Source organism: Sphingomonas sp. Leaf4, assembly GCF_920939515.1.
Taxonomy (GTDB): Bacteria; Pseudomonadota; Alphaproteobacteria; order Sphingomonadales; family Sphingomonadaceae; genus Sphingomonas.
Map to the genome: position 1 here is coordinate 124,124 of NZ_CAKLBB010000009.1, position 24,311 is coordinate 148,434.

The 24,311-nt window shown below is 67.9% G+C and carries 25 protein-coding genes; 12 read left to right on the forward strand and 13 right to left on the reverse strand.

Annotated elements, in window-relative coordinates:
* The first annotated feature begins 64 nt into the window (after positions 1-64).
* From LRA89_RS14960 to LRA89_RS15000, 9 genes are read left to right on the forward strand one after another with little or no spacing between them, the layout of a single operon-like run.
* Positions 65-796, forward strand: coding sequence for a class I SAM-dependent methyltransferase (locus LRA89_RS14960; RefSeq protein ID WP_056492096.1), 732 nt, complete (start codon positions 65-67; stop codon positions 794-796).
* 52 nt (positions 797-848) lie between these two features.
* Positions 849-2,378: a 2-polyprenylphenol 6-hydroxylase gene (gene ubiB, locus LRA89_RS14965; protein ID WP_230771384.1), complete on the forward strand. Its 1,530-nt coding sequence runs from the start codon at positions 849-851 to the stop codon at positions 2,376-2,378.
* On the forward strand, positions 2,375-3,472 hold the full coding sequence (locus LRA89_RS14970) for a hypothetical protein (RefSeq protein ID WP_230771386.1): 1,098 nt from the start codon (positions 2,375-2,377) through the stop codon (positions 3,470-3,472). The genes ubiB and LRA89_RS14970 overlap by 4 nt, the downstream gene beginning before the upstream one ends.
* Positions 3,469-4,644: a bifunctional phosphopantothenoylcysteine decarboxylase/phosphopantothenate--cysteine ligase CoaBC gene (coaBC, locus tag LRA89_RS14975; protein WP_230771390.1), complete on the forward strand. Its 1,176-nt coding sequence runs from the start codon at positions 3,469-3,471 to the stop codon at positions 4,642-4,644. Before LRA89_RS14970 ends, coaBC begins: the two co-directional genes overlap by 4 nt.
* Positions 4,631-5,443 carry an alpha/beta hydrolase family protein gene (locus LRA89_RS14980; RefSeq protein WP_230771392.1) on the forward strand — a complete coding sequence of 271 codons (813 nt, stop codon included), beginning with the start codon at positions 4,631-4,633 and terminating at the stop codon, positions 5,441-5,443. The genes coaBC and LRA89_RS14980 overlap by 14 nt, the downstream gene beginning before the upstream one ends.
* Positions 5,440-5,877: a dUTP diphosphatase gene (dut, locus tag LRA89_RS14985; protein WP_230771394.1), complete on the forward strand. Its 438-nt coding sequence runs from the start codon at positions 5,440-5,442 to the stop codon at positions 5,875-5,877. Before LRA89_RS14980 ends, dut begins: the two co-directional genes overlap by 4 nt.
* Positions 5,874-6,302 (forward strand): hypothetical protein, encoded by a 429-nt coding sequence (locus LRA89_RS14990; RefSeq protein WP_230771396.1) that lies wholly within the window; start codon positions 5,874-5,876, stop codon positions 6,300-6,302. Before dut ends, LRA89_RS14990 begins: the two co-directional genes overlap by 4 nt.
* On the forward strand, positions 6,299-7,048 hold the full coding sequence (locus LRA89_RS14995) for a HesA/MoeB/ThiF family protein (RefSeq protein WP_230771398.1): 750 nt from the start codon (positions 6,299-6,301) through the stop codon (positions 7,046-7,048). The genes LRA89_RS14990 and LRA89_RS14995 overlap by 4 nt, the downstream gene beginning before the upstream one ends.
* Positions 7,036-7,371 carry a DsrE family protein gene (locus LRA89_RS15000; RefSeq protein ID WP_230771400.1) on the forward strand — a complete coding sequence of 112 codons (336 nt, stop codon included), beginning with the start codon at positions 7,036-7,038 and terminating at the stop codon, positions 7,369-7,371. The genes LRA89_RS14995 and LRA89_RS15000 overlap by 13 nt, the downstream gene beginning before the upstream one ends.
* Before the next feature lie 7 nt (positions 7,372-7,378).
* Here LRA89_RS15000 and galU read toward each other — a convergent pair whose 3' ends face one another.
* The gene (galU, locus tag LRA89_RS15005) at positions 7,379-8,245 is read right to left on the reverse strand and encodes a UTP--glucose-1-phosphate uridylyltransferase GalU (protein ID WP_230771402.1); all 867 of its coding nucleotides are present in this window, start codon (positions 8,243-8,245) and stop codon (positions 7,379-7,381) included.
* A gap of 166 nt (positions 8,246-8,411) precedes the next feature.
* Between galU and LRA89_RS15010 the strand changes: the two genes are divergently transcribed.
* Together LRA89_RS15010 and LRA89_RS15015 are read left to right on the forward strand one after the other, a co-directional pair.
* Positions 8,412-9,170: a metallophosphoesterase family protein gene (locus LRA89_RS15010; protein WP_230771404.1), complete on the forward strand. Its 759-nt coding sequence runs from the start codon at positions 8,412-8,414 to the stop codon at positions 9,168-9,170.
* A gap of 195 nt (positions 9,171-9,365) precedes the next feature.
* Positions 9,366-9,611 (forward strand): hypothetical protein, encoded by a 246-nt coding sequence (locus LRA89_RS15015; protein WP_230771406.1) that lies wholly within the window; start codon positions 9,366-9,368, stop codon positions 9,609-9,611.
* Between the two features lie 100 nt (positions 9,612-9,711).
* Here LRA89_RS15015 and LRA89_RS15020 read toward each other — a convergent pair whose 3' ends face one another.
* The 8 genes from LRA89_RS15020 to LRA89_RS15055 all read right to left on the reverse strand — a co-directional run bounded on the left by LRA89_RS15020 (position 9,712) and on the right by LRA89_RS15055 (position 18,338).
* Positions 9,712-10,731 (reverse strand): M48 family metallopeptidase, encoded by a 1,020-nt coding sequence (locus tag LRA89_RS15020; RefSeq protein WP_230771408.1) that lies wholly within the window; start codon positions 10,729-10,731, stop codon positions 9,712-9,714.
* Positions 10,721-12,028 (reverse strand): exopolysaccharide biosynthesis polyprenyl glycosylphosphotransferase, encoded by a 1,308-nt coding sequence (locus LRA89_RS15025; protein ID WP_230771411.1) that lies wholly within the window; start codon positions 12,026-12,028, stop codon positions 10,721-10,723. Before LRA89_RS15025 ends, LRA89_RS15020 begins: the two co-directional genes overlap by 11 nt.
* A gap of 380 nt (positions 12,029-12,408) precedes the next feature.
* Positions 12,409-13,020 carry an FKBP-type peptidyl-prolyl cis-trans isomerase gene (locus tag LRA89_RS15030; RefSeq protein WP_055758616.1) on the reverse strand — a complete coding sequence of 204 codons (612 nt, stop codon included), beginning with the start codon at positions 13,018-13,020 and terminating at the stop codon, positions 12,409-12,411.
* Between the two features lie 87 nt (positions 13,021-13,107).
* Positions 13,108-13,314 (reverse strand): 30S ribosomal protein S21, encoded by a 207-nt coding sequence (rpsU, locus tag LRA89_RS15035; RefSeq protein WP_055758614.1) that lies wholly within the window; start codon positions 13,312-13,314, stop codon positions 13,108-13,110.
* Positions 13,315-13,435: 121 nt separating this feature from the next.
* Complete coding sequence (locus LRA89_RS15040) at positions 13,436-13,828, reverse strand: response regulator (RefSeq protein ID WP_055758611.1); 393 nt, start codon at positions 13,826-13,828, stop codon at positions 13,436-13,438.
* Positions 13,825-16,305 (reverse strand): ATP-binding protein, encoded by a 2,481-nt coding sequence (locus tag LRA89_RS15045; protein WP_230771413.1) that lies wholly within the window; start codon positions 16,303-16,305, stop codon positions 13,825-13,827. The genes LRA89_RS15040 and LRA89_RS15045 overlap by 4 nt, the downstream gene beginning before the upstream one ends.
* A gap of 40 nt (positions 16,306-16,345) precedes the next feature.
* Entirely contained in the window at positions 16,346-17,686 is a 1,341-nt protein-coding gene (locus LRA89_RS15050; protein ID WP_230771415.1) for an EAL domain-containing protein, read from the reverse strand.
* A gap of 283 nt (positions 17,687-17,969) precedes the next feature.
* On the reverse strand, positions 17,970-18,338 hold the full coding sequence (locus LRA89_RS15055) for a Rap1a/Tai family immunity protein (RefSeq protein WP_230771417.1): 369 nt from the start codon (positions 18,336-18,338) through the stop codon (positions 17,970-17,972).
* A gap of 113 nt (positions 18,339-18,451) precedes the next feature.
* Here LRA89_RS15055 and LRA89_RS15060 point away from each other — a divergent pair, with 113 nt between their 5' ends.
* Positions 18,452-19,438: a cell wall hydrolase gene (locus LRA89_RS15060; protein WP_230771419.1), complete on the forward strand. Its 987-nt coding sequence runs from the start codon at positions 18,452-18,454 to the stop codon at positions 19,436-19,438.
* A gap of 174 nt (positions 19,439-19,612) precedes the next feature.
* On the opposite strand, the gene LRA89_RS15065 is transcribed toward LRA89_RS15060, so the two are convergent.
* Genes LRA89_RS15065 through LRA89_RS15080 form a run of 4 tightly spaced genes read right to left on the reverse strand, consistent with a single transcriptional unit; the run spans position 19,613 to position 24,311 of the window.
* Complete coding sequence (locus LRA89_RS15065; protein ID WP_230771422.1) at positions 19,613-21,493, reverse strand: HAD-IIIC family phosphatase; 1,881 nt, start codon at positions 21,491-21,493, stop codon at positions 19,613-19,615.
* A gap of 9 nt (positions 21,494-21,502) precedes the next feature.
* Positions 21,503-21,817, reverse strand: coding sequence for a hypothetical protein (locus LRA89_RS15070; protein ID WP_230771424.1), 315 nt, complete (start codon positions 21,815-21,817; stop codon positions 21,503-21,505).
* Entirely contained in the window at positions 21,789-22,238 is a 450-nt protein-coding gene (locus LRA89_RS15075; protein WP_230771426.1) for a hypothetical protein, read from the reverse strand. Before LRA89_RS15075 ends, LRA89_RS15070 begins: the two co-directional genes overlap by 29 nt.
* A gap of 39 nt (positions 22,239-22,277) precedes the next feature.
* Entirely contained in the window at positions 22,278-24,311 is a 2,034-nt protein-coding gene (locus tag LRA89_RS15080) for an acyltransferase family protein (protein ID WP_230771428.1), read from the reverse strand.

Here is a 24,311-nt window from a genome sequence, read left to right on the forward strand (position 1 = left end):
TCTGCTCACAAGAAAGCTAGGTTCGGTTTGCTCCAGCCACAAGGCGCGGCTAGGGCTGTGCGCCATGAACGACACGGTATCCTTCGGTTACGAACAGGTAGCCCCCGCCGAAAAGACCAAGCGCGTCGGCGATGTCTTTGCCAGCGTCGCCGGGCGCTACGACCTGATGAACGATGCGATGTCGGGCGGCATGCACCGGCTGTGGAAGGACCGGTTCGTCGCACGGGTGAAGCCGCAGTTCAGCGACACGATCCTCGACATGGCCGGCGGCACCGGCGACATCGCGTTCCGCATGGCGAAATCGGGGGCGGCGATCACCGTCGCCGACATCAACCCGGCGATGCTGGGTGTCGGCATGGAACGCGCCGCCAAGCGCGGGATCGAAGGCCTCGTATGGTCCGAACAGAATGCCGAGGTGCTGCACTTCGACGACAAGTCGTTCGATGCCTATACGATCGCGTTCGGCATCCGCAACGTGACCGACATCCCCAAGGCATTGCGCGAGGCGCACCGCGTGCTGAAGCGCGGCGGGCGGTTCTTCTGCCTCGAATTCTCGACCGTCACCTGGCCGGGGTTCGCCGATGTCTACGACCAATATTCGCACAAGCTGGTGCCCAAGCTCGGCAAGCTGCTGGCGAACGACGAGGACAGCTATCGCTATCTGATCGAATCGATCCGGCGTTTCCCCGACATGCCGACGTTCGAGGCGATGATCGGCGAGGCGGGCTTCGTGCGGACGCGGGTGGAGCCGATCATGGGCGGGCTGGTCGCGATCCACAGCGGGTGGAAGATTTGATGCCGCAGGCATCAAACCCCGGCGCAGGCCGGGGTCCAGAACAAAGAACCGCATGACCTCTACCCTCACCCATTACTGGCGCATCCTGAAATGGGGGCGCACGCTGGCGCGGCATGGCGCGCTGATCGAGATCGAGCGCAATCCGCGCAGCCCGGCGCGGCTGCGGCGGATCGTGCGGCTGGCGCGGTTCGGCGCGCGGGTGCCCGAGGTGCCGCGCTATGCCGAGGCGTTCGCCGCGCTGGGCCCGGCGGCGATCAAGCTGGGGCAGACGCTGGCGACCCGGCCCGACATGGTCGGCGAGGATGTCGCGCAGGATCTGCTGAGCCTGCAGGACCGGTTGCCGCCGCTGTCGTGGGACGTCATCCGCCCGGCGATCGAATCGGGGCTGGGCGCGTCGATCGAATCGAAATTCGCCTCGATCGAGGAGACGCCGGTCGGCGCAGCGTCGATCGCGCAGGTCCACCGCGCGATCACGACCGACGGGCGACAGGTGGCGGTGAAGGTGCTGCGCCCCGGCGTCGAGGCGCAGTTCTTCGACGCGATCGACACCTATGAATGGGCCGCCGCCAAGATGGAGACGATGGGCGGCGAGTTGCAGCGCCTGCGCCCGCGCCTCGTCATCGAGACGATGAAGCGCTGGACCGCGCGCGAGCTGGACCTGCGGCGCGAGGCGGCGTCGGCGTCGGAACTGGCCGACGGGATGGAGGCCGAACCCGACTTCACCATTCCCGCGATCGATTGGCAGCGCACGACGTCGCGCATCCTGACCACCGAATGGATCGACGGAATCAAGCTGTCGGACCGGCCGGCGCTGGTCGCGGCGGGCCATGATCTGGGCGCAATGGCGACGCGGCTGGTGCGCGCGTTCCTGCGGCAGGCGATCGCCGAAGGATTCTTCCACGCCGACATGCACCAGGGCAATCTGTTCGCGCTGGCCGACGGGCGGATCGCGGCGATCGATTTCGGCATCATGGGGCGGATCGACCGGCGGGCGCGGGTGTGGCTGGCCGAGATTCTCTACGGCCTTATCACCGGCGACTATAAGCGCGTCGCGGAAATCCATTTCGAGGCGGGCTACGTCCCCGCGCACCACAATGTCGCCGAGTTCGCGACCGCGCTGCGTGCCGTGGGCGAGCCGATGCGCGGCCTCGCGGTCAAGGACATGTCGGTGGGCATGATGCTCGATTCGCTGTTCAACATCACCCGCGATTTCGACATGCAGACCCAGCCGCACCTGCTGCTGCTGCAAAAGACGATGGTGATGGTCGAGGGCGTCGCCACCGCGCTCGATCCCGAGATCAACCTGTGGGAGACGGCCGCGCCGTTCGTGCGCGGCTGGATCCGCGACGAGCTGGGGCCGGAGGCGATCGTCGCCGACCGGATCATCACCGACCTGCGCACCTTCGCCCGCCTGCCCGAGCTGCTCCGCAATATCGAGGCACGCTATCCCTCGCCGGGCGGCGCCCCCCCTTCCCCACCGCTCAAGGAAGTCACCGTCGTGCGCGGCGACGGCTGGCGCTATGCGCTGGTGGCGCTGGGCAGCGGGATCGCGGGCGCGGGGCTGGTGGCGCTGCTGGGATGAGCCGGGCGCGACCGCCGGTGTGGCTGGCGCGGCCGGGACGGTTCGCGGGGGTGCCCCCGGTGGCGGCGCTGGCGGTCGCGCTCGCCGCGCTGTTCCTGATCGCCGCGTCGTGGTTCGTGCCGGCCGACGATGGCGGCACCGCCAGCGTCGCTGGGCAGACCGACCTCGGCCTCTATGCTGCGATCGTCGAAGGGGTGCGCGGCGGTGGCGATTACTACACCGTCGCGGCGCAGGCGCTGCGCGCGGGTGGCTATCCGCTCAAGCCCTTCGTTACCTTCCGCCTGCCGACGCTGGCGGTGGTGCAGGCGGCGCTGCCGAACCTGCTGGTGCTGGCGTTGCTGGCGGGGGTGGCGGCGGCCACGGTGCTGACGTGGCGGCGGGTGATCGAGGCGTGGTTCGCCAGGGGCACGACCCGCGCCGTCGCGTGGTTCCTGCTGGCGGGCGGCATGATCGCCTTCGTCCAGCCGGGGCTGGTCGCGTTCCACGAAATCTGGGCCGGGCTGCTCATCGCATGGGCGCTCGCCTTGCGCAGCGAGGAACGCTGGATCGAGGCGGCGGCGATCGCGCTGTGCGCGATGCTGATCCGCGAGACGGCGGCGCTGTTCGCACTGGCGATGCTGGCGGCGGCGCTGATCGAGCGGCAGCGGCGCGAGGCGATCGGCTGGGGCGCGGTGCTGCTGGTGTTCGTCGCGATCCTGTCGCTGCATGCGCGGGCGGCGGGGATCGCGGTGGGTCCACTCGATCCGGTGTCGCCGGGGTGGACCGGCGGCCATGGTCCGGGGCTGTTCGCCGATGCGATGGCGCGATCGACGGTGCTGACGCTGCTGCCGTGGTGGATCGGCGCGCCGGTCGCGATGCTGGCGCTGACCGGATGGGCGGCGGCACCGGGGCCGGTGGGCTTTCGCGCCGCGCTGACCTTCGGTGGCTATGCGCTGGCGATCGCGCTGTTCGCGCGGATCGACAATTTCTACTGGGTGCTGGCGGCGGCACCCGCGTTTCTGCTCGGACTGGCGTTTCTGCCCGACGCCGCGCGCGATCTGGCGGTCGCGCTGCTCGACAGGCGGCGCGTTCGGGTGCAGAGGATCGTTCGATGACGCGCATATTGCTGATCGTCGGCGGCGGTATCGCCGCCTATAAGGCGTGCGAGCTGATCCGGGGCCTGCGCCGCCGGGGGCATGGCGTGCGCTGCGTGCTGACCGATGGCGGCGCGCAATTCGTGACGCCGATGACGCTGGCCGCCCTGTCCGAACAACCGGTGCATACCAGCCTGTGGGATTTGAAGGACGAGGCGGAGATGGGCCATATCCAGCTCAGCCGCCAGGCCGATCTGGTCGTCGTCGTGCCGGCCACCGCCGACCTGTTGGCGAAGATGGCTGGGGGCCATGCCGACGACCTCGCCACCACGCTGCTGCTCGCGACCGACAAGCCGGTGCTGGCCGCCCCGGCGATGAACGTGCGCATGTGGCAGCATGCCGCGACCCGGGCCAATGTCGCCACGTTGCGCGCGCGCGGCGTGACGGTGCTGGAGCCCGACGAAGGCGCGATGGCCTGCGGCGAATACGGCCCCGGCCGCCTGCCCGAGCCCGATGCTATCGTCGCGGCAATCGAGGCGGCGACCGCGCCGCTTCCCGCGTCGCTCGCCGGCCGCCATGTCCTTGTGACGGCGGGGCCGACGCACGAACCGATCGATCCGGTGCGCTATCTCGCCAACCGATCGTCGGGGAAACAGGGCTTCGCCATCGCCGCCGCCTGTGCCGCGCGGGGCGCGCGGGTGACGCTGGTGGCCGGGCCGGTGACGCTGGCGACTCCGCCGGGCGTCGAGCGGATCGATGTCGAGACCGCGCGCGACATGGCCAATGCGGTGGCACAGGCGCTGCCTGTCGATGCGGCGGTGATGGTCGCCGCCGTGGCCGACTGGCATGTCGAGGCCGCACCGTCCAAGCTCAAGAAAGGCGATGGCGCGCCGGTGCTGACGCTCCAGCCCAATCCCGATATTCTGGCGATGCTGGGGCGCAGTCCACGCCGCCCGCGCCTGTTGGTCGGCTTCGCCGCCGAGACGGAGGATGTGATCGCCCATGCCACCGCCAAGCTGGGCGCCAAGAACGCCGACTGGATCGTCGCCAACGACGTGTCGGGCGACGTGATGGGCGGCGATCGCAACCGCGTCCATCTCGTCACTGCCACGGGGGTCGAGGCGTGGGATGATGCCCCCAAGGCCGATGTCGCCGGCCGCCTTGCCGATCGGATCGCCGATGCGCTGGCGTGAGCTGATCCTTGCCATGGCGCTTGCCGGATGCGCTGGCAGCGGGACGAACGGGCGTGCGCCCGCGCTGGCGGGTCAGGCGTTCGGGCCAGACGCCGTGCGCGACGTGCGGACGCTGGTGCTGGTGCTGCACGGCGATGGCGACGGGCTGGTCCCCGCCGACTTCGCGCAGGCGACGCACCGGATCGCCGATGCGATACCGGACACGCGCGCGGTAGCGCTGCTGCGGCCGGGCTATCGCGACAGCGCGGGCAACCAGTCGCCGGGCGAGCGCGGCGGGATGGGGGGCGACAGCTATACCGCCGACCGGATCGCGGCGGTCGCCGACAGCATCCTGCGCTGGCGCAAACGCTATCCACAGGCGCGCACCGTGCTGGTCGGCCAGTCGGGTGGCGCGGCGATGGCGGCGGTGGTCGCCGGATTGCGGCCGGGGCTGGTCGACGGCATCGTGCTGGCCGGGTGCCCGTGCATGCTGCCCGAATGGCGCAAATATCGCGCGCGGCGCGGCGGCGGCGATTTCGCCCGGCCGGTGACGAGCTTCGACCCGTTGATGACGGTCGGCGGTGTCGCGCCGCAGACGCGGGTGACGCTGCTGGTCGGGGCGGACGATGCCGAGACGCCGCAACGTTTCTCGCGCGCCTATGCCGAGGCGCTGGCGCTGCGCGGGATCGCGACCGATTACCATGTGCTGCCCGGACGCGGCCACGACCTGCTGGCCGATGGCGCCCTGATCGACGCGGTGCGCCGCATCGCCGCCGCGCCGGGGACGGCACCGATGCGCAATGCGATGGTGACACCATGATCGCGCTGCGCCTCCTCCGCCTGCCCCACGGGCTTGGCCTGCCATTGCCTGCCTATGCCACCGCCGGCGCGGCCGGGATGGACGTGGTCGCGGCCGAGACGGTGACGCTGACACCGGGCGCACGCCATGCGGTGGCGACCGGCTTCGCGCTGGCGATACCCGATGGCTATGAGGTGCAGGTGCGCCCGCGCTCGGGGCTGGCGCTGAAGCACGGCATCACCTGCCTCAACACGCCGGGCACGATCGACTGCGACTATCGCGGCGAGGTGAAGGTGATTCTCGCCAATCTCGGGCAGGAACCGTTCGCGGTGGTGCGGGGCGAGCGGATCGCGCAACTGGTCCCCGCCCCGGTGCTGCACGCGACGCTCATGGAGGTCGACTCGCTCGACGATACCGCTCGGGGGGCGGGCGGGTTCGGATCGACCGGCCGATGATCGCGCTTGCCCTGTTCGCCTTAGCCCAGCCGGGAAGCGCCGTGCCGCCGGCACCTGCGGCGCCGGTGGAGACGCCGGTCGTGCCACGCACGATCGACTGGGCCGCGCTGCCGCCCCTCCCCTATCGCCACGTTCCGCGTCCGACGCCCCGCATGACCCGCTTCGTCGCGACCGAGCTGCGCCGGACCGCCTGCCCGATGCCGGTCGCGGTCGGCGGCCGGGTGCAGGTGCAGGTCGACGTCGCGGTGCTGATCGGCGTCGACGGGCTGGTGCGCGCCACCATTCCCCGTGCGATCGATTGTCCCACGGTCGAACAATATGCCGCCGGGCTGGTGGTCAGCTTCGCGCGCGGCAACCTCGTCCCCCGGCTGGTAAGCGAAGGCGCGTGGTATCGCGCGTCGCTGGCGTTCGACTGGGCGGCATGACCTTCTCCGACGCCGAACTCGATCGCTATGCCCGCCATCTCGTACTGCACGAGGTGGGCGGTGCCGGTCAGGCGGCGCTCAAGGCGGCGCGGGTCGTGGTGATCGGTGCCGGCGGAATCGGATCGCCGGTGCTGCAATATCTCGCGGCGGGCGGGGTCGGCACATTGGTCGTGATCGACGACGACAGCGTCGATGCCAGCAACCTGCAACGCCAGACCTTGTTCGGCGATGTCGATATTAGCCGGGCGAAGGTGGCGGCGGCGGCGGACGCCGTGGCGCGGATCAACCCGTTCGTCCGGGTCGAGCCGGTCGCGGCGCGAATCGATGGCGCCAATGCGGCGGAGCTGCTCGCCGGGGCCGATGTGGTGGTCGATGGCTGCGACAACTTCATCACCCGGCTGGTGGTGGCCGATGCCGCGCTGACGGCACGGGTGCCGCTCGTCTCGGCGGCGGTCGGGCGGTTCGAGGGGCAACTGGGCGTGTTTCGCGGCTGGGAGGCGGGGCGGCCGTGCTACCGTTGTTTCGTTGGCGACGATCCGGCGCGCGCCGATACGAGTTGCGCCGATCAGGGAGTGCTGGGCGCGCTGACCGGGGTGATCGGCAGCATGGCCGCGCTGGAGGCGATGCGCGCGATCGTCGGCTTCGGCGAGGACCCGGCGGGTAAAGTGCTGATCGCCGATCTGCTCGCTTTCCGCTTCCGCACGCTGACGCTGCCCAAGGACCCCGGTTGCCGGTGCGCGGGCTGACGATCATCGTCGCCGGCGCGGAGGGCGACCGGCTGCGCGCGGCACTGACTATGGCCTGTGCGACGGCGGCACTGGGCGCGCGGGCGCGGGTCTATCTTCATGAAGCGGCAGTGGCGGCGTTCGCGGGTGACGCGTCGGCCCCGGCGGGACAGCCAACGCTTGGCGAATTACGGGAGATCGGGGCGGAAAGCGGCGTCGAGGTCATCGCCTGCCAGAGCGGCCTCGCGCTCGCCGGATTGGCCGCTGACGCGATCGGCGTCAGCGGCGGGGGGATGATCGAATTGCTGGCGAGCCTCGGCGACGACCGGCTGGTCGTCGCCTGAGCCGCCTTTACTTAGCGGCGAGTGCTTCTTCCGCAAACGCCCGCACCGCCGGGCCGATGTCGGCACGCGCCAGCGCGAGCGCGATGTTCGCCTGGACCCAGCCCGCCTTGTCGCCGCAGTCGTAGCGCTTGCCGTCGAAGGTGAAGCCGTGGAAGGGTTGCCGCCCGATCAGCTTGGCCATCGCGTCGGTCAACTGAATCTCGCCGCCCGCGCCCGGCTCCTGCGCGTCGAGGATGTCCATGACCTCGGGCTGGAGGATGTAGCGGCCGGGGATCATCAGGTTGGACGGTGCCTTGCCCTTGGGCTTTTCGACCAGCGCGGTCACTTCGGTCAGCTTGCCGTCGACCTTGCCCGGCGAGATGATGCCGTATTTGTCGGTCTCGCTGTCGGGCACTTCCAGCGCGCCGATGACGTTGCCGCCGACCTGGTTGTACGCCTCGACCATCTGCTTGAGGAAACCGCCGACCATCAGCTCATCGGGCAGCAGCACCGCGAACGGCTCGTCGCCGACGATCTCGCGCGCGCACCATACCGCATGGCCCAGCCCCAGCGGCTCCTGCTGGCGGACATAGACCGGCGAACCCGGCTTCTGGCGGATTCCCTCGATCACCGCCATCGACTTGCCGCGCGCCTTCATCGTCGCTTCGAGTTCGTAGGAGACGTCGAAATGATCCTCCAGCGCGCCCTTGCCGCGGCCGGTGACGAAGATGATCTGCTCGATCCCCGCCTCCAGCGCTTCCTCGACCGCATACTGGATCAGCGGCTTGTCGACGACGGTCAGCATTTCCTTGGGCATCGCCTTGGTCGCCGGCAGGAACCGGGTGCCAAGACCCGCCACGGGAAAGACTGCCTTGCGAACGCGCTGAATGGTCATGGGGTCGTGCCTTGATCGCTGTTGTCGATGGATCCGGATGAACCGCGCCATATCGCGCGTATCGCTGCATTGCACCGGAAATCGCGATGACTCGCGGCGGACGGCCATTGCCGCTCCGGCCGGCACAACCTATCTGCGGCGGCTATCGAGGTTGCACGGGAATTGCATGTTCAAGCGTCTGTTCGGCCAACCAAAACGCACGACGCCCGCGTCGATCACGCCCGAGGGCACGCGAATCTATGCGATCGGCGACGTCCACGGGATGCGGCGTGAGCTCGACGTCCTGCTCGACCGGATCATGACCGACGATGCCGCGCGGGGACAGGCCGACCGGCTGATCGTGTTTCTCGGCGACCTCGTCGATCGCGGTCCCGATTCGGCGGGGGTGGTCGAGCGGTGTCGCACGCTGGCCGACAGCGGGATCGACGCCGCATTCCTGATGGGCAATCACGAGGAAGTGATGCTGTCGGCGCTCGAGGGCGATCGCGAGGCGTTGCGGCTGTTCGCGCGAATCGGCGGACGCGAGACGATGCTGAGCTACGGCGTCAGCGAAGCGGACTATGATCTGGCCGATTTCGACGAGCTCCACGCATTGTTGGTACGCTGCGTACCGCAATCGCATCGCGACTTTCTGGCGGCGGGCGAGGATTTCGTCGTTCGCGGGGATTATGCGTTCGTCCATGCGGGCATCCGTCCCAATATTCCGATCGACCGGCAGCGGCCATCGGATCTGCGCTGGATGCGATCGCCCTTCCTCGAACATGCCAGACCGCATGAAAAAATCATCGTCCATGGTCATACCGTTACCGAAGAACCCGAATTTCGCGACAATCGTATCGGTATCGACACCGGCGCCTATCGTACCGGCGTATTGACCGCGCTTGGCCTCGGCGAACGCGACAGATGGATCGTTCAGAACGTTTGACCGTTGTGCAACGCGGCAGATTATTACGATGACATGTGTGAAAAGTCACAAACCCGTGCTAGGGATGACTCCCACAGGACATTGCGACCTGTCGGCAACAACCAGGAACCGGCGTTTCGGGTTGTGATCGTACCGCTTGCCAAACACATCCTTTTGTGTGAGTGAGCGGCAAATTGAGCGTGAAGGGAGTAGATTATGGGTTTCGGTAAGATCATCCTCGCCGCCGCTGCCGCTTCGATGGCAGTTGCCCCGGCCGTTGCGGCCCCGGCCAACGTTGCTTCGAGCCTGTCGGTTGCGAAGTCGGCACGTGCGTCGGGCACGACCGCTGGCAAGAACGAGCTGGCTGGCGGCGGCATCATCGTCGCGCTGCTCGCAGCAGCCGCTGTTGTCGTCGGCATCGTCGTTGTCGCTGACAGCGACGACGATTCGGACAGCAACTAATCGTTTCGGCGAAAGCCGGAGTGGAGAATAGCGGCCTTCGGGCCGCTATTTTTTTGTGCTCCGTAGATCGCGTTGGCTTCCCGACCGGCCAGCGCGTGGTTCACCGCAACGGCGCATCCTGCCGCGCGAGCAGGGATGGGCGATAGGGAATCGGCGCGCCGGCTGGCAAGGCGGCAATCTCCTGCGCGATCAGTTCGGCACGCCGGGCGGGAGAGGAATGCGTCCTGCTGTAGAAGATGCCGCCCGCAATCCGTGTGCCCGGCCCCTGCCAGAAGCGGACGGCAAGCTCCGGGTCCCAGCCGGCGTTGCGGAGCAGATACACGCTCAGCCGGTCCGCCTCGTCCTCGGTCGCGCGGAACAGGCGGCCATTGCGTCCGAATTCGCGGAACACGCCCCGGCTTATGCCGGCCGCATCCAGCCGGCGACGATGCCGCAGGATGTTGTGCGCCAGTTCGTGCGCGACGACGACCGCCACCTGATCGTCGCTGAACCGGTCGAGAAAGGCACCGGAGATCTGCACCTGTACGCCATCGGCGCTGGCGTCGAGTGCGGGACCGGGGCGTAGCTCGAAATAGCTGCGGCAACCCGGCGACGGCGGGACGACGACCGCCCGGTCGCGCCCCGCCCGGCGCAGCGTCAACCGCAACGGCCGGTCGACTGGCTGGGCGTCGAGCAGCGCGACGAACGAATCGCGAGTGTGGACGTGCCCTGCGCCATCGGATCGGGGAATCGGTCGATCGTTCACGCTGACGATCGATTCGTCGGGACGGATGCCGGCACGTGCCGCCGCGCTCCCCGGCACCACGCCTTCGATCGCGACGGCGGTATCGAAGCCGAATATCGCGCGGGCATCACCCTGTTCGTCGGCGGAATATTGGTCGATCGCATGCACGACCAGCCCGATCGCCGGCACCCGATCGTCGCACAGGACGGCGTTGCCCGTCGCCAGACGATGGCCGATCGCCGCCAGGCGGACGTCGCCGCGCCGCAACTGCTCCAGCGTGGCCCGGTCGGTCGCCGCGATCGCCGAACCGCCAAGCGGCACCAAGGCGAGCATCGCCGCGCAGGCCAGTGACCGGCGCAACCGCGTCACGCGGCGGAGGCGACGTTCAGAAGGCATTCCGGTGAACGACCACGCCGAACGTCTTGAGGATGATGACGAGATCGCGCCAGATCGTCCAGTTATCGAGATATTCAAGGTCGGAGTGGAGGCGGTTGGTCAGATCGCTCTCGACATTGGTCGCGCCGCGATAGCCACGCACCTGCGCCAGACCGGTCAGCCCCGGCTTGACCGCATGACGATGCCAATAGCGTCCGTCGATCTCCCAGAACAGCTTGTCCTCGGCACGCGAGCCTAGAGCGTGCGGGCGCGGGCCGACGATGCTCATCGTCCCGTCGAGCACGTTCATCAACTGCGGAAGCTCATCGATGCTGGTGCGGCGGATGAACGCGCCGACACGAGTGATGCGGTTGTCGTCGCGCGCCGCCGATCGTGCGCCGGCCGAGTCGCTCTGTTCGACGCGCATGCTGCGGAACTTGCGGATACGGAACTGGCGATTGGCGCGGCCGATGCGGGTCTGGACGAAGAACACCGGCCCACGCGATTCGAGCTTCACCGCCGCCGCGACCAGCAGGAACACCGGCAACAGCAGCAACAGCGTGCCGCCAGCGAAGACGATGTCGAACAATCGCTTGAGCAGTCGCCCCTGCGGGCTCATCGGGCCATGCGCGACGACCAGCGTCGGGCTGCCGCCGAACCGGCCGAGGCCACGCGGACCGAACGGCTGAAGCTCGTCCATGACGATCTCCGCCTGAACGTTCGCGCCTTGCAGCAGATGGACCCATTTCTCGCGATTGGCGACGCTGCAGGCGACGATCACCCGGTCGACCTGTTCGAGCGCACGGGCGAGGCGATCATACATCTCCGGGTCCTGCCCGGCGGCATCGAACGCCGAGGTCGCCAGCACCATCGAAACGCTCCGCCCGACCGGCATATGCCCCTCGTCGCAGATCATGACGATGTTGTAGGGATTTCCGCCGAGGATATGCGCGACACGGCGCAGGAACACATAGCGCGCCGTGGCCAGCGTCAGGACGCCGATCGCCACGCCGAGCGCGAAGACCAGTCGGGAGAAATCCTCGCTCGCCTTCAGGATGAACGCCAGGAACAGGACCGCCGCCGCCGCGAACAGGAACGCCCGTATCGCCCGCCCGATGACGGTGCCGACCCGGTCCATGACGCCGACATTATAGGCCCCGGTGGTAAAGGCGGCGAACAGATAGATCGGCAGGAGCGACGACCCGATGACCGCGACCGATTGAATCTTGTTCTCATAGGCCCAGCCGATCCCGGCGAAGCTGCACAGGATGCACAACAGGTCGAGCAGCACCAGACCGGCGTAAAGGCGGACCCGCAACAGCCGGCGCGACGGTTGCCAGCGACTGCGCCCCCCCGAACCGGGACGGCCTGCCACCTTATCCAACGGTATGCCCCCGGGAATAACGTTCATCGCCCCTTTTCCGCCAAGTCGGATCTCCGATCGGCTGCCCGACAGTACATAGCCGGATTTGCTGCATCCGCTCAATACGGCGTGATCGTTCGGGCGGATACAACACATCGTCAATCAAGCCAACCGCCCCGACCGACCGTCGTCGATGTTTGACTTGATCCAAGCCAACAAAACGATCGGCGATCATGACGCCGCAACAATATCGGCCATCGCCTGCCGACCGTTATTACAACAAAACGGCGCCGGGATTGCTCCCGACGCCGTTGTTCAAGAACCGGTCGATGCGCTCAGCGTCCAGCCGGCGGCAGCGCCCCCGGAGGCGGCGTGCCGGCACCCCCGCCCTGCTGCTGCATCATCTGCTGCATCTGCAACTGCTGGAGCACGGTTTCGGGGATGAAGTCGACCATCTCGACGTCGAACACCAGCACCTTGCTCGCCATCTCCTGCATCTGTGGCGACATCGGCGGCGCGCCGGCCGGACGCGGGGCACCATAGCCCAGTTCGGGCTTGAGCCAGAAGCGGTAGCGCGATCCCTTGGGCATCAGCTTGAGCGCCTCGCCGAAGCCCGGCACGACGCCCTTGGGCGACATCGGCGTCGGACGCTGGCTCTGATCGAAGACCGTGTCGTCGGTGAACTTTCCGACATAATTGACGAGCGTGACGTCGGCGTCGGTCGGCGTCGGACCACTGCCCTTGGTCAGCACTTCATATTGAAGGCCGCTGGCCGTCGTCACCACACCGGCGCGCGAAGCGTTCGAGGCGAGGAACGAATCGGAGCCGCTGCGCGTGCCGGCCCACGCCAGTCCAACGGCACATAGCAGCGCCAGCGCGATACCGACCCATAGCCAGACGATATAGCCACGCTTCACGGGATGGAGCGGAACGGCAGTAACCGACATCAAAACCCCTAACCGGCGGATCAAACCGACCGCCTCATCACCTGAATTCAAGAACGACGCGAACCGGAACGTCCACGCCGCGACACCTTACCGGGCGCTGTCGCGCTCCACGCGCTTGCGGTCAAGCTTGCGGGCGCGGCTCACGGCGGCGGCATGCTGGCGCGCGCGCTTTTCCGAAGGCTTTTCGTAATGACGGCGCAGCTTCATCTCGCGATACACGCCCTCGCGCTGGAGCTTCTTTTTCAGCGCGCGCAAGGCCTGATCGACATTGTTATCGCGGACGATGATCTGCATGAGGCCGCCAGACTCCGAATTTCTCATAGCAACAGTACGAGGCTCGCCAAAGCATAGCCCGGCGTTATCGGCGTTCCTCTATCGATAGCGGCACGGATCGGCAAGCGCGACGGCCCGCCGGTCAGAACAGCATCTCGTCCTCGTCGGACTTGCGCGCGAGAATGCGGCCGATCGCATCGAACAGTGCGTCCATCGCCACCGGTTTGAACAACACTTCATCGGCACCGGCATTGATACACCGTTCGGACAGATCGACCGCCGCATCGGCGGTAACGACGATGATCGGAAGATCGCGCTTGGCATCGTCGCGCCCACGGATGCTGCGGATCACCTCGAAACCGTCCATGCCGGGCATGCGCAGGTCGAGCAGTATCAGATCGAACGATTCGCGGTCGATCCGGTCGAAGCCGGCCTCCGCGCCATCGGCCTCCACCATGGTCGCCCCGGCAACGTCGAGCATGTCGCGAACCACCCGGCGGTTCATCGCATCATCCTCTATGTAAAGGATGTTCATGACGCTTGCCGCAAGGCAGCCGGAACGGGGGCAACAATGTCGGACATATGCAATGTCGCTATCGCCCTCCCTTGCGCCGGACACAAGAGCCCGTCGCGAGGGGCCGTGTCCACCGACCCCAATACCGTCGAAATTAGTTTCGTTCCAGAAACGGGTTTGCGCAGCACGGTGAAAAATAGTTCGTCCTCGCCGATCGACTGATCGGGTGCCGCCAGCACGATCGCGGTCATACCCGCCGCCTGCGCCGCCGTCGCGATGGCACGCAGATCCTCTACCGGCGTGGCCGAGATCGTCGCGAGTCCGGGCAGATCGATCAGCACGCACCGATGCGAACCGGTGCCGAATGCGGCGATCAGGTCCCCGACGCCATCGGCAAACCGGATACCGGCGACCCGTCCGCCCAACAGCCCGCGAATCTTGCCCCGCGCGATCGGATTGGGCTCGATCACGATCAGTTCCTCGCCCTCGGCTACCTCGGTCGCGCCTGCCGGCGCGGCGACCTCGACGATCGGCAGGTCGAGCGTGAAGGTCGATCCCCTGCCGACGGCGCTGTCGAGCAGGATGTCGCCGCCCAGCGCCTGCGCGAGATTGCGGCAGATGGTCAGGCCAAGGCCGGTGCCGCCATATCGCCGGGTAGTACTGGTATCGGCCTGGCGGAACGATTCGAAGATGTCCTGCTGCCGATCCTCGGGCACGCCGATGCCGGTATCGGCGACGGCGATCCGCAACCGCCCGTCCAGCGCCGAGGCGCGCAGCGCGATGCCGCCGTCGGCGGTGAATTTGAGCGCGTTGGACAACAGGTTATAGACGATCTGCCGCAGCCGTCCCGGATCGCTTTCGATCCACGGCGGCAGGTCGGCGATGTCGAGCGCGAACGTCAGCCCGCGTTCCTCCGCCTGGGCGCGCCACAGTCGCGCGACGTCGCGCAGCACGGCGGCGGGATCGGTCGGTTCGATCGCCACGGCCAGCTTGCCGGTCGTCATCTTTGCGACATCGAGAATATCGTCGACCAGCGCCCGCATCGCCAGTCCCGCCCCCTGCACCACGCTCAACCGATCGCGCGCCACCGGTGGCAGCGATCCATCGGCCAGCATCACCTGCGTCATGCCGAGGATACCGTTCAGCGGGGTGCGGATCTCATGGCTGGTCGTCGCCAGAAATTCGGTCTTGGCGGCCAGCGCCCGGCCCAGCGCATCGTTGCTGTGTTCGAGTTCGGTGTTGGCGGCGCGCACCTCGTCGCGGCTGCGGCGCAGGGTAAAGATGCCGAAGCCGAGCAGCCCGATGACCACCGCGACCGCGCCGGCGCCGATCCCGAACAGGATCCGTTCGAACCGGGCGCGCGACCGTTCGAACGCGACATTGCGGCGCAGTTCGGCCTGTTTCAATCCGGCGATGCGCAGTTCCTGATTCTGGAAATCGAACCGCGCGGACATCAAGGCGGTCTTGGCCGAGGTCGCGACCTGAGTCGCCTGATCGTCGAGCCGGTTGAGCGCTTCGAGATGGGCGAGCGCCTTGGCGGTGTCACCTGCCGCGGCGTAGACGACATAGGCGTTGCGGTGATTGTCGCGCTCGGCAAGCGAGGTGCGTTTGAGGTCGACGCCGGTGAAGATGCGATCGATCAGCGCGACCGCGCGTGCCCGATCGCCGCGTTCCATCGCGATCCGCGCCGAGATCGACTGCAACGCGCCGAGCGCCTGCGGCGAATCACCGCGCCGGGCGATGGCGATGCCCCGCGACACCGACGTCCATGCCGCCGCGAAGTCGCCGATCGCTACCTGCGACCGGGCGAGGTTTCCCCAGATGCGCGCGGCGAACATCGAATTGTCGGTGCGGCCGACGAAGGTCTGCGCCCGTTGGAAGTCGCGCAGCGCCTGCCGGTCGCGACCCATTTCCGACAGCACGTTGCCGCGATTGTTGTAGATCGACGCCATCAGCGTCGGATCGCCGCCAATATCCGCCGCCTCTCCCAGATAGCGCAGCGCCGATTCGAAATCGCCGCCCTGCCGATAGAGCGAAGCGATACTGGTCAGCGCCAGCGCCCGGCTGCGCGTGTTGCCATGCGCGACATAGATGTGATGCGCGGCCTGATAATCGCCCAGCGCCGAGGCGACGTCGCCCGCGTCGGTGGCGATGTCGCCGCGCGTCCGCAGCAGATCGCCTTCGATCGCGGTCCGCTGCCCCCGAACGGTGTCGAGGCCCTGTTCGACCAGCCGGCGCGCCACGTCGTCGCGGCCGAGCCGTGCGTTGCTCTCGGCGCGGAGCCACTGGATCGTCGCCGATTCGGCCGGACTGCGTCTCGCGAGACGTTCGAGCGCGATGCTTTCGCGCAACGCCGTTTCCGGGTCGCTGACTGCCTTCGCGCGCAATTCCGCGACCCTCCGGTCGAACTGTGGATTGGCGACAGCCGGCAGCGGCGCGGCCGAGACAACGACCGCGAGGACAAGGAATGCCGGCAGGGCCAGGGCGGGGCGGCGCATGACGGGGTTTTCGCAGGTGAAAGTTAAGGCGGTGTAACCATCACCGGCCGATCCAGCCTGCTTCGGATCGCCGGAACGACAGCCGCGGGCTGGCAACGGTTTCGATATGCGCCCGATCGTCGAGGAACCGCCGCAGCGCGTCGAGTTCGATCGGGCGGCTGATGAGATAGCCCTGCACCATGTCGCACCCCATCACGCTCAGCAACGCCATGACGGCCGGCGTCTCGACCCCCTCGGCGGTGACTTCCATGTCGAGCGCATGGGCAAGGTCGATGGTCGAACGGACGATCAGCGGATCGCGGTTGCTGCTGGTCAGTTCGGTGACGAACGACTTGTCGATCTTCAATTCGCCTGCCGGCAGGCGCTTGAGATAGGACAGCGACGACAGTCCTGCACCGTAATCATCGATCGCCAGCCGGACGCCGATCGTCGCCAGCCGTTTGAGGTTCGCGATCGCGGTTTCGGGATCGCGGATGACGGCGGTTTCGGTGATCTCGATCCCGATCTGCGCGCCGCTGTCGCGGATCAGGTCGCATGCCTCGGCAACGAACACCTCGTCGGACAGCAACACGCCCGAGATGTTGACGAACAGCGGAAAATCATGGCCCTCGGCCGCCAGCGCGCGCTGATCCACCGCCGCCTGGCGCAAGGTCCAGAGCGTCAGACCGGCGATCTCCAGACAGCGCTCGGCCATTTCGATGAAGCTGCCCGGCAGGATCAGCCCGCGCGTCGGATGCCGCCAGCGGACCAGCGCTTCGGCGCTGGCGACGCACTGGCGACGGACGTGCAATTTGGGCTGATAGTGCAGGAAGATTTCGCCATTGGCGATCGCGGCGGGCAGATCGCGCATCAGGTCCATCGGATCGATCGCGAATCGCGGATCGCCCAGATCGTCGAGGCGATCCCCCCCGCGCAGCCGCGCATCGTGCAGGGCACGTTCGGCGGCTTCGATCAGATCGATGTCGGCGATGTCGGCTTTCGGCCCGCCGGCCCCGCCGATCGCCGTACGGACGATATGACATTCGCCATCGAAGCTGACCGGATGGACCAGCGCCTGGTGCAGACGATCGAGCAGCATGCGGCCGCCAGCAAAGTCCTCGACGTCGAAGGTGATCTCGATCGTCGAGCTGCCGATGACCGCGACGGTCGCATCGGCGACCGATCGTTCGAGATGATCGGCGATGCAGGCCATCAATCGCTCGCCCTGCGCCAATCCCGCCCGGCGACGAACGACCGGAAAGTTCACGATGAAGACGAGCAGAACGAATTGGTATCCGGTGCGGGATAGCGGCACGACATCCGCCCCGGTCGGAGTCGGCAGGCGCTGCCAAGCCACCGATGCACCGGTCGGCGGCTCGGGCGCGGCTCGGGTGGCCGACAAAGGGACATTCGACGACGGCATCCTGCATCGGGATTAGCCCGGAATGGACGAACTAACGGTTAACGTCGCACGACCGTTCGCCCCGCATGATTCCGGTTTGTGTGCTGGTTAATTCGGTGTTAACCATGCGAATGCGCTTCGGCGCAACTGGGAGAAAGAAAATGCAGGCGTTTTTCGCTCTGTTCCGTGACACTTACGGCGACGATCTTCGTCCCTTGTAAGCGGAACCGTCGTCTGGGCCGCAACGGCCTGGCCCGCGCGGCCCAGACGATTTTTGCTCCTGTTATTTGGGTGTCGGCAGCGCAGGCGTGCTGCCCGTGACGCAGGGATAGCGCTGCTTCAGCGCGACCACGACCACCGACGAGGCCTCGCCCGAACGATAGGCGGGATTGCGCGCGAGATATTCTAGGAACACGCGGCGCAGATCGCCCTGCGGCGGGCGGAGCGGCACGCAGAACTCCTTGAGATTCAGCCATGACTCATACGCTTTCACCGTGTCGTACGCGCCGGTGACATAGGCGAAGCAATAGGATGCCGTGGCCGGCGCGTTCGATTGGCAGCGCGTTTCGAGATCGCCGGCGCGCAGGAAGCCGATCGGCGAGTCGTCGCCGATCTGGACGGTTGCGGCGAGTAGCAGGGCGGACAGCAGCATCGGCGGAAACCTCGAACGATCGTCAGTGGACCATCGGGTACATCGCCTGCCGAAGCCGGGATAGGGCTGAACCGCAGTTGCGGAGGAACAGGCGGCGCGGTAGCGCCCTGTCCGTGGATTCTCCTGCTCCCGATTCCCGCCCGGCTGACGAGCCCTCGCTCGACTGGCTGCTTGCGCCGCGACCGCGCCGACGGCCGCATACCGGACGGATCGTCCTGCTGTTGCTGCTGGCGGTCGGTGCCGCGCTCGCGACATGGTGGTGGTGGCCCGAGTCGCGGAACGCCGCGCCGGCCGGCCAGACCGGCCTTGCCCGGCGGACCGCACAGTTGCTGCGCGCCCCGTTCGCCCCCGAAGCGCTCCGCCCGCTCGATCCGCGACAGGCGCAGCAGTGGAATGCCGCCATCCCCGCCGCCGATCCCGCGACGCCCGCCGCCACCGGTTTCGCGGGGACGACGGCGGCCGCGCTCGATCTCACCCGTTCGGTCGACTGCCTGACCGACGCGATCTATTACGAAGCCGGCAACGAGCCGACCGAGGGGCAGCGCGCGGTGGCGCAGGTGGTGCTGAACCGCGTTCGTCACCCGGCCTATCCCAACAGCGTCTGCGGCGTGGTCTATCAGGGCGCGGCGCGGCGATCGGGGTGCCAGTTCAGCTTCGTGTGCGACGGATCGCTCGCCCGGCCGCGCAGCCCCGCCGGCTGGGCGCGGGCACGGTTGGTCGCGGAGACGGCACTGGGCGGCTATGTCTATGGTCCGGTCGGCTGGGCGACGCATTATCACGCCGATTACGTCGTCCCCTATTGGGCGGCGTCACTGACCAAGGTCACGACGATCGGCGCGCACATCTTCTATCGCTGGCCCGGGGTGCAGGGGACACGGGCGGCGTTCACCGATCGCTATGCCGGGCACGAACCCGCGGTGGGCGGCGTGCCGGCCGCCGAACCGAGCGCGACGCCGACCGCCACCGCCGACGGCCCGCCCAAGGCAGTGACCGAGGCCGAGCGTCCGGTGATCTTCAGCAACGCCGCCGCCCCCGAAGCGCCGGCGCCGACCGACACCCCGTCGCCCGCCGCCGAACGCTGGGTGATCGGGCGGCCGTGAACCTTCGGGCTGTTTGAAAATGCGTCGAGACGCATTTTGCGGTGCCGGCCCGCTCCCCCTCGGGTCCCAGCAAAGTAATACTTTGCTGGGCTACCCTCACCCGTCCACCCATTCAGGATACGCTGTGGGTGGTCGGGAGGGGGAGCGGGCCGGCACCGCACAAGAAACTCACTTTCAGCGTTCGATGCGCATCGGCGGCACGTCGACCAGGCGATCGGTCGGGTAGCGCCAGCGGGTTTCACCATCGGGACCATCGCCGGCGGGATCAAAACCCAGTTTGGCATAATGATCGCGGACCAGCGCGTTGCGCGGGGTCGGGCGATAGACGCCGACCAGCCAGTCGATCCCCGCCGAGCGCGCCTGCCGACACAGTTCGGCCAGCACCGCACGTTCGACGCCACGACCGAGCACCCGACAGCTCATCAGCCAGCTATCGATTTCCCACGCATCGGGCGCGGCGGCGCGGACGATCACGACCGCGATCATGCCGGTGTCGCCGAACATATCGCGCAACCGCACCTGCAACGTCACCGCCGCGTCCTGTTCGAACGCGGCGATGGCGTTGGCGTCGTAGCGGCGGGTCGTCAGGTTGAACTGGTTGGACTTGGCGACCAGTTGCACGATGCGGTCGCGCCCGACCGCGTCGAACGCCGCGAAGCCGACCACCATGTCGAGCGAGGCGAGATAGGCGTCGAGCCCGTCCGACCCCGCTGCCAGCGCCGCGCGATCGGCATTCGCCCGGTAGGATGCGGCACGGCCACGATCCTCATCGGAGAAGCCGGTCGCCTCGAAATAGCCCGCCGCCGCGATCGTGCGGACATAGAGTGCAGGGTCGGCGGGCAGTTCGGGCACCGCCACCTCGGGCAGCAACCGGCGCACCAGCGCGCGTTCGACCGGATTGTCGTCGGCCAGCACGAACGATCCGAGCCCCAGCGACAGCGTGTCGGCGATGGCGCGGATGTTGGCGGCCTTGTCGGTCCAGTTCGCCTGGAACACCGCGATATGCTCCTCGCGCAGCAGCATGTCGGGGTGCGCGCGGAAGGCGGACCGGGCGATCGCATCGTCGTTCTTGGACGATACCGCCAGCACCACGCCGCGTTCATGCAGTTGCAGGGCGTAGCGCTGCATCGCGAGGAACGCCTCGCCGGTGGCGTCGCCCTGCCCCAGCCGGATACCGGCCAGCCCGTCGTCGCCGATCACCCCGCCCCACAGCGTATTGTCGAGATCGAGGACGAGGCAGCGCCGTGCCCGCCCCCGGATCGCGCCGAGCAGCCGCGCGACATGATCGGCGTAGATCGGCAGGCAGCGGGTGGCGAACGGCAGCTTCGCCAGATGCCATTCGTTCGGCGCATGCCATTCCGCCAGCCCGACCGTGGCGGCCAGCGCCGCCAAGTCGAGCAACTGGTCGCCGCTGCCCGCCAGCCGTTCGACCAGCCCGGCGTTGATGTCGTCGATCGTCCGCGACAGGCTGGTCGCGACGCGCCGGTCGTAGCTGCCGAACAGCGTTTCGGGTGGGGGCGCGATCGTCTGGACGATGCTCGGCGCGCCGCCATGGGCGAGCAGCGCGGCGCGGATCGCATCGATCTGGGCGAGCGCGGCGGTTGCCGCGCGCTCGCGTGCCGCAAGCGTCGGGGCGATCGGCAGGTCGCGGTGGTCTAGCGCGATCAGCACCGCGTCGCACCGTGCCCGGTTCAATGCCGAGCCGGGATCGAGCGCGTCCTGCATCGCCTGGCCATAATCGGCGCGGACGATCTCCAGCGCGAAGCCGTGCCGGGCGGCGGTGGCGACGAGCGCCGGTGCGATCAGGTCGAGCGTACCGGTGCCGACGATGCCGAGCCGGAACGGCAGCAGCGGATCGAGCGGGGTGCCGCCGACCCGCAGCGAATCGATCGTCCGCCCCAGCCGGTCGAGCTGGTTGGGCGACAGCGCATGGCTGGCGAGCGTGGCGATGTCCGCGCCCGGTGCCGCACCACCCCGAATCGCGGCGATCCGCGCCCGCACGTCGGCGGGCGGCGGCAACAGCCAGGCGAGGTCGAGATACAGGGCAGCCGTCATGGGGTCCGGTCAGGTAAAGTGCAGCGCGGCGGCGGTGGCGTTGAGCGCGAAGCCGAGCGCGACGCTCTTGATGAGTTCGCGCGCCGTCACCGGCAGGTTGGCGTTGATGATCGCCGCCGTGACCGAGGTGATGCCGGCGAACAACAGCACCGACCACCAGCGCGGGAACACCGGATCGACGCGGTAGGGCCATTCCGCGATCAACGGCAACAACACCATCAGGAAATGGCCGAAGCACGAAGCGATCCAGTGGACCACCATGCGCGGCACCGTCTCGCCCAACTGGGTATGCGGATTACCGGTCATCATCGCCCAGATCGTCACCGGTGTGCTGCATGTCCTCGATCAACGCTTCGACCAGATATTCGTAATAGATCGCCGATTCGGGACCGACGTCGATCCCGGTCGCCACGCCGCGCGCGGCGAGCTTGGTCCGGGCGGCGCGGATCTGCCACTCGGCCATTTCGCGCCACGTCGCGGCGTCACGCGCGGCGATCGCCTGTTGCGCCAGCGCGATCAGCATCACCAGTGCGCCGACGACCGCGATAGCGGCGGCGCCATAATAGCTGCCTTCATAGGCGGCACGCCGCAACAGGCCATAGATGACGGTCACGACCACCGTGACCAGCGCGAGCAGGCACACCAGATCGATCGCGCGGTTGAAACGCTGCGACCACAGACCTGTCGGTTCCTTGCCCAGCGCCCCGCCCCTCCTGCTGACTATGGGAAGACGCTTCCCTGCCATCCGATCCTAGAGCAGCACCGCAATACTGCCAAGTATCGCTTAGTCGCGCAGGATCTTGTGGACGGCGGGCCAGAGCACCGGAGCCAGTCTCTGTACGAACGGGACCGACAAATGGCTGTTGTCGTGATAGACGACGACGCCGTCGATCAGCACCGGACAGGTCGTGGCGGTGCAAAGGCGATCGGTAAGATCGAGGTAGCGGACCCCGGCGACCGGTGGCGCATCGTCGAGCGGACTGGGGGTCGAGAGATGCGACGCCCGGTCGAGCGCGCAGCGGGCGAAATCGGTCCGGTGGCGATCGATACACACGGGCACGCGGTAGGTTTCGGCGCGGGGATTGTCGCGGATCGCCAGCACCGGAATGCCGGCCGTACGCCATTCCCGCCATGCCGCGACGAAACCGGGCGGCAGTTCGTCGCCATGATTGCCGGGGCCGGGCCGGGTCGCGGTGGTGATGACGAGCGCGGGGCGCAGCGCGCGGACACGGGCGACCGCCGCCTTCGCCCACGCCCGGCAATTCGCCGCCGACGATCCGGTTCGGGCGAAGCCGTTATACTCGCCGTCGATCGGGCAGGCGCTTTTGGTGATCGACAGCAGGCGCAGGCCGTGGCGTTCGGCGATATGGCGCAGCGCCGGATAGAATTGGGTCGAATGCGATCCGCCGACCAGCGCGATCACCGGCGCGTCGGGCTTTCGCGAACCGACCGCGCAGACGACGACCCCGGCCGACTGCTCCTTGACGTCGCAGCCGTTGCCATAGGGTTCGGGCAGCAGATTGCCGATCGCGACCAGTTGCGCGTCGATCCCCGGCGGCAGGCGGCGATCGGCCCGCGACGGATCGGGCAGCGGACCATAAAGACGCGGCATCGCCAGATACCGCGCCTCGACACCGGCGAAATGACGCTGCCAGCCATAGGCATAGCCAAGGTTCGGCAGGGTCAGCGCACCGGCGGCGGCGAGCAGCAGGACCGGGCGAAGCGCTGGACGCCGGCGAGTGATCCAGCCGGCGTCTCCCATGCGGCGCATCGGGTCCTCGACAATCCGCTTGAGCGCCATCGCCAGCAGGATCGACAGCAGGATCACCACCCCGCCCTGCACGATGGTCAGTCGCGTCGTGCCGAGCACTTCCTGGGCATAGGTCAGGATCGGCCAGTGGCACAGATAGACGGTAAAGGAGATGGCGGCGGCACGTTGCAGGAGCGGCCGCGACAGCAGCGCCGCCGCACTCCCGCGCAACCCCGCATCGCCGCCCGCCAGCAGCAGCAGCGCCGCCCCGCCGACCGGCAGGAGCGCGGCGACGCCCGGAAACGCGGCACCGGCGGGGACGACCCATGCCGTCGAGACGATCGCGGCGAGGCCGGTCCAGCCCATGAGGCGGGCGACGGCCTCGCGTGGCTGCCAACGTTCGACCGCGACCGCCAGTATCGCGCCGACCGCGAACTGCCAGAAGCGCGCCGCCGGATTGAAGTAATGCGGTGCGGGGTTGCGCGCCAATATCCAGACGGCGAAGGCGAACGATGCCAGCCCGAGCACCCCAAAACAGGCGAGATGGACGCGACGGTCATAGCCCCCGCTCCGCCCGATCCGCGCGCAGGCAAGGATCAGCAACGGCAGGATCGCGAAGAACTGCATCTGCGTGGAGAGCGCCCAGAATTGCTGGAACGGGCTCGCCGGGGTGTCGCGCGCCAGATAGTCGGTGGATTCGCGCAACAGTTGCAGGTTTTCGAGCTGGATCACCGCCATCGTGCCGTTGAGCGCGAACGGCTTCCACAGCGTGATCGGCAACAGGAAGCTGCCCGCGACGAACGTCAGGAAGGCGACCGCCATCGCCGCAGGCAGGATGCGCAGCGCGACCCGCGCCCAGAAGCCGGGCGGGTCGACCGTACCGCGCTCCGCCCGACCGATCAGCGAACCGGTCATGAAGAAAGCGGAGACGACGAAGAACACATCGACCCCGCCGGTCACGCGGTCGAGCCAGATATGGCCGATAACGACCAGCGCCATGCCGATCGCGCGCAGCCCCTGAACGTCGGTGCGATACCGGGCGGGGGCCGCCCGGTCGCCGGTGGTCAT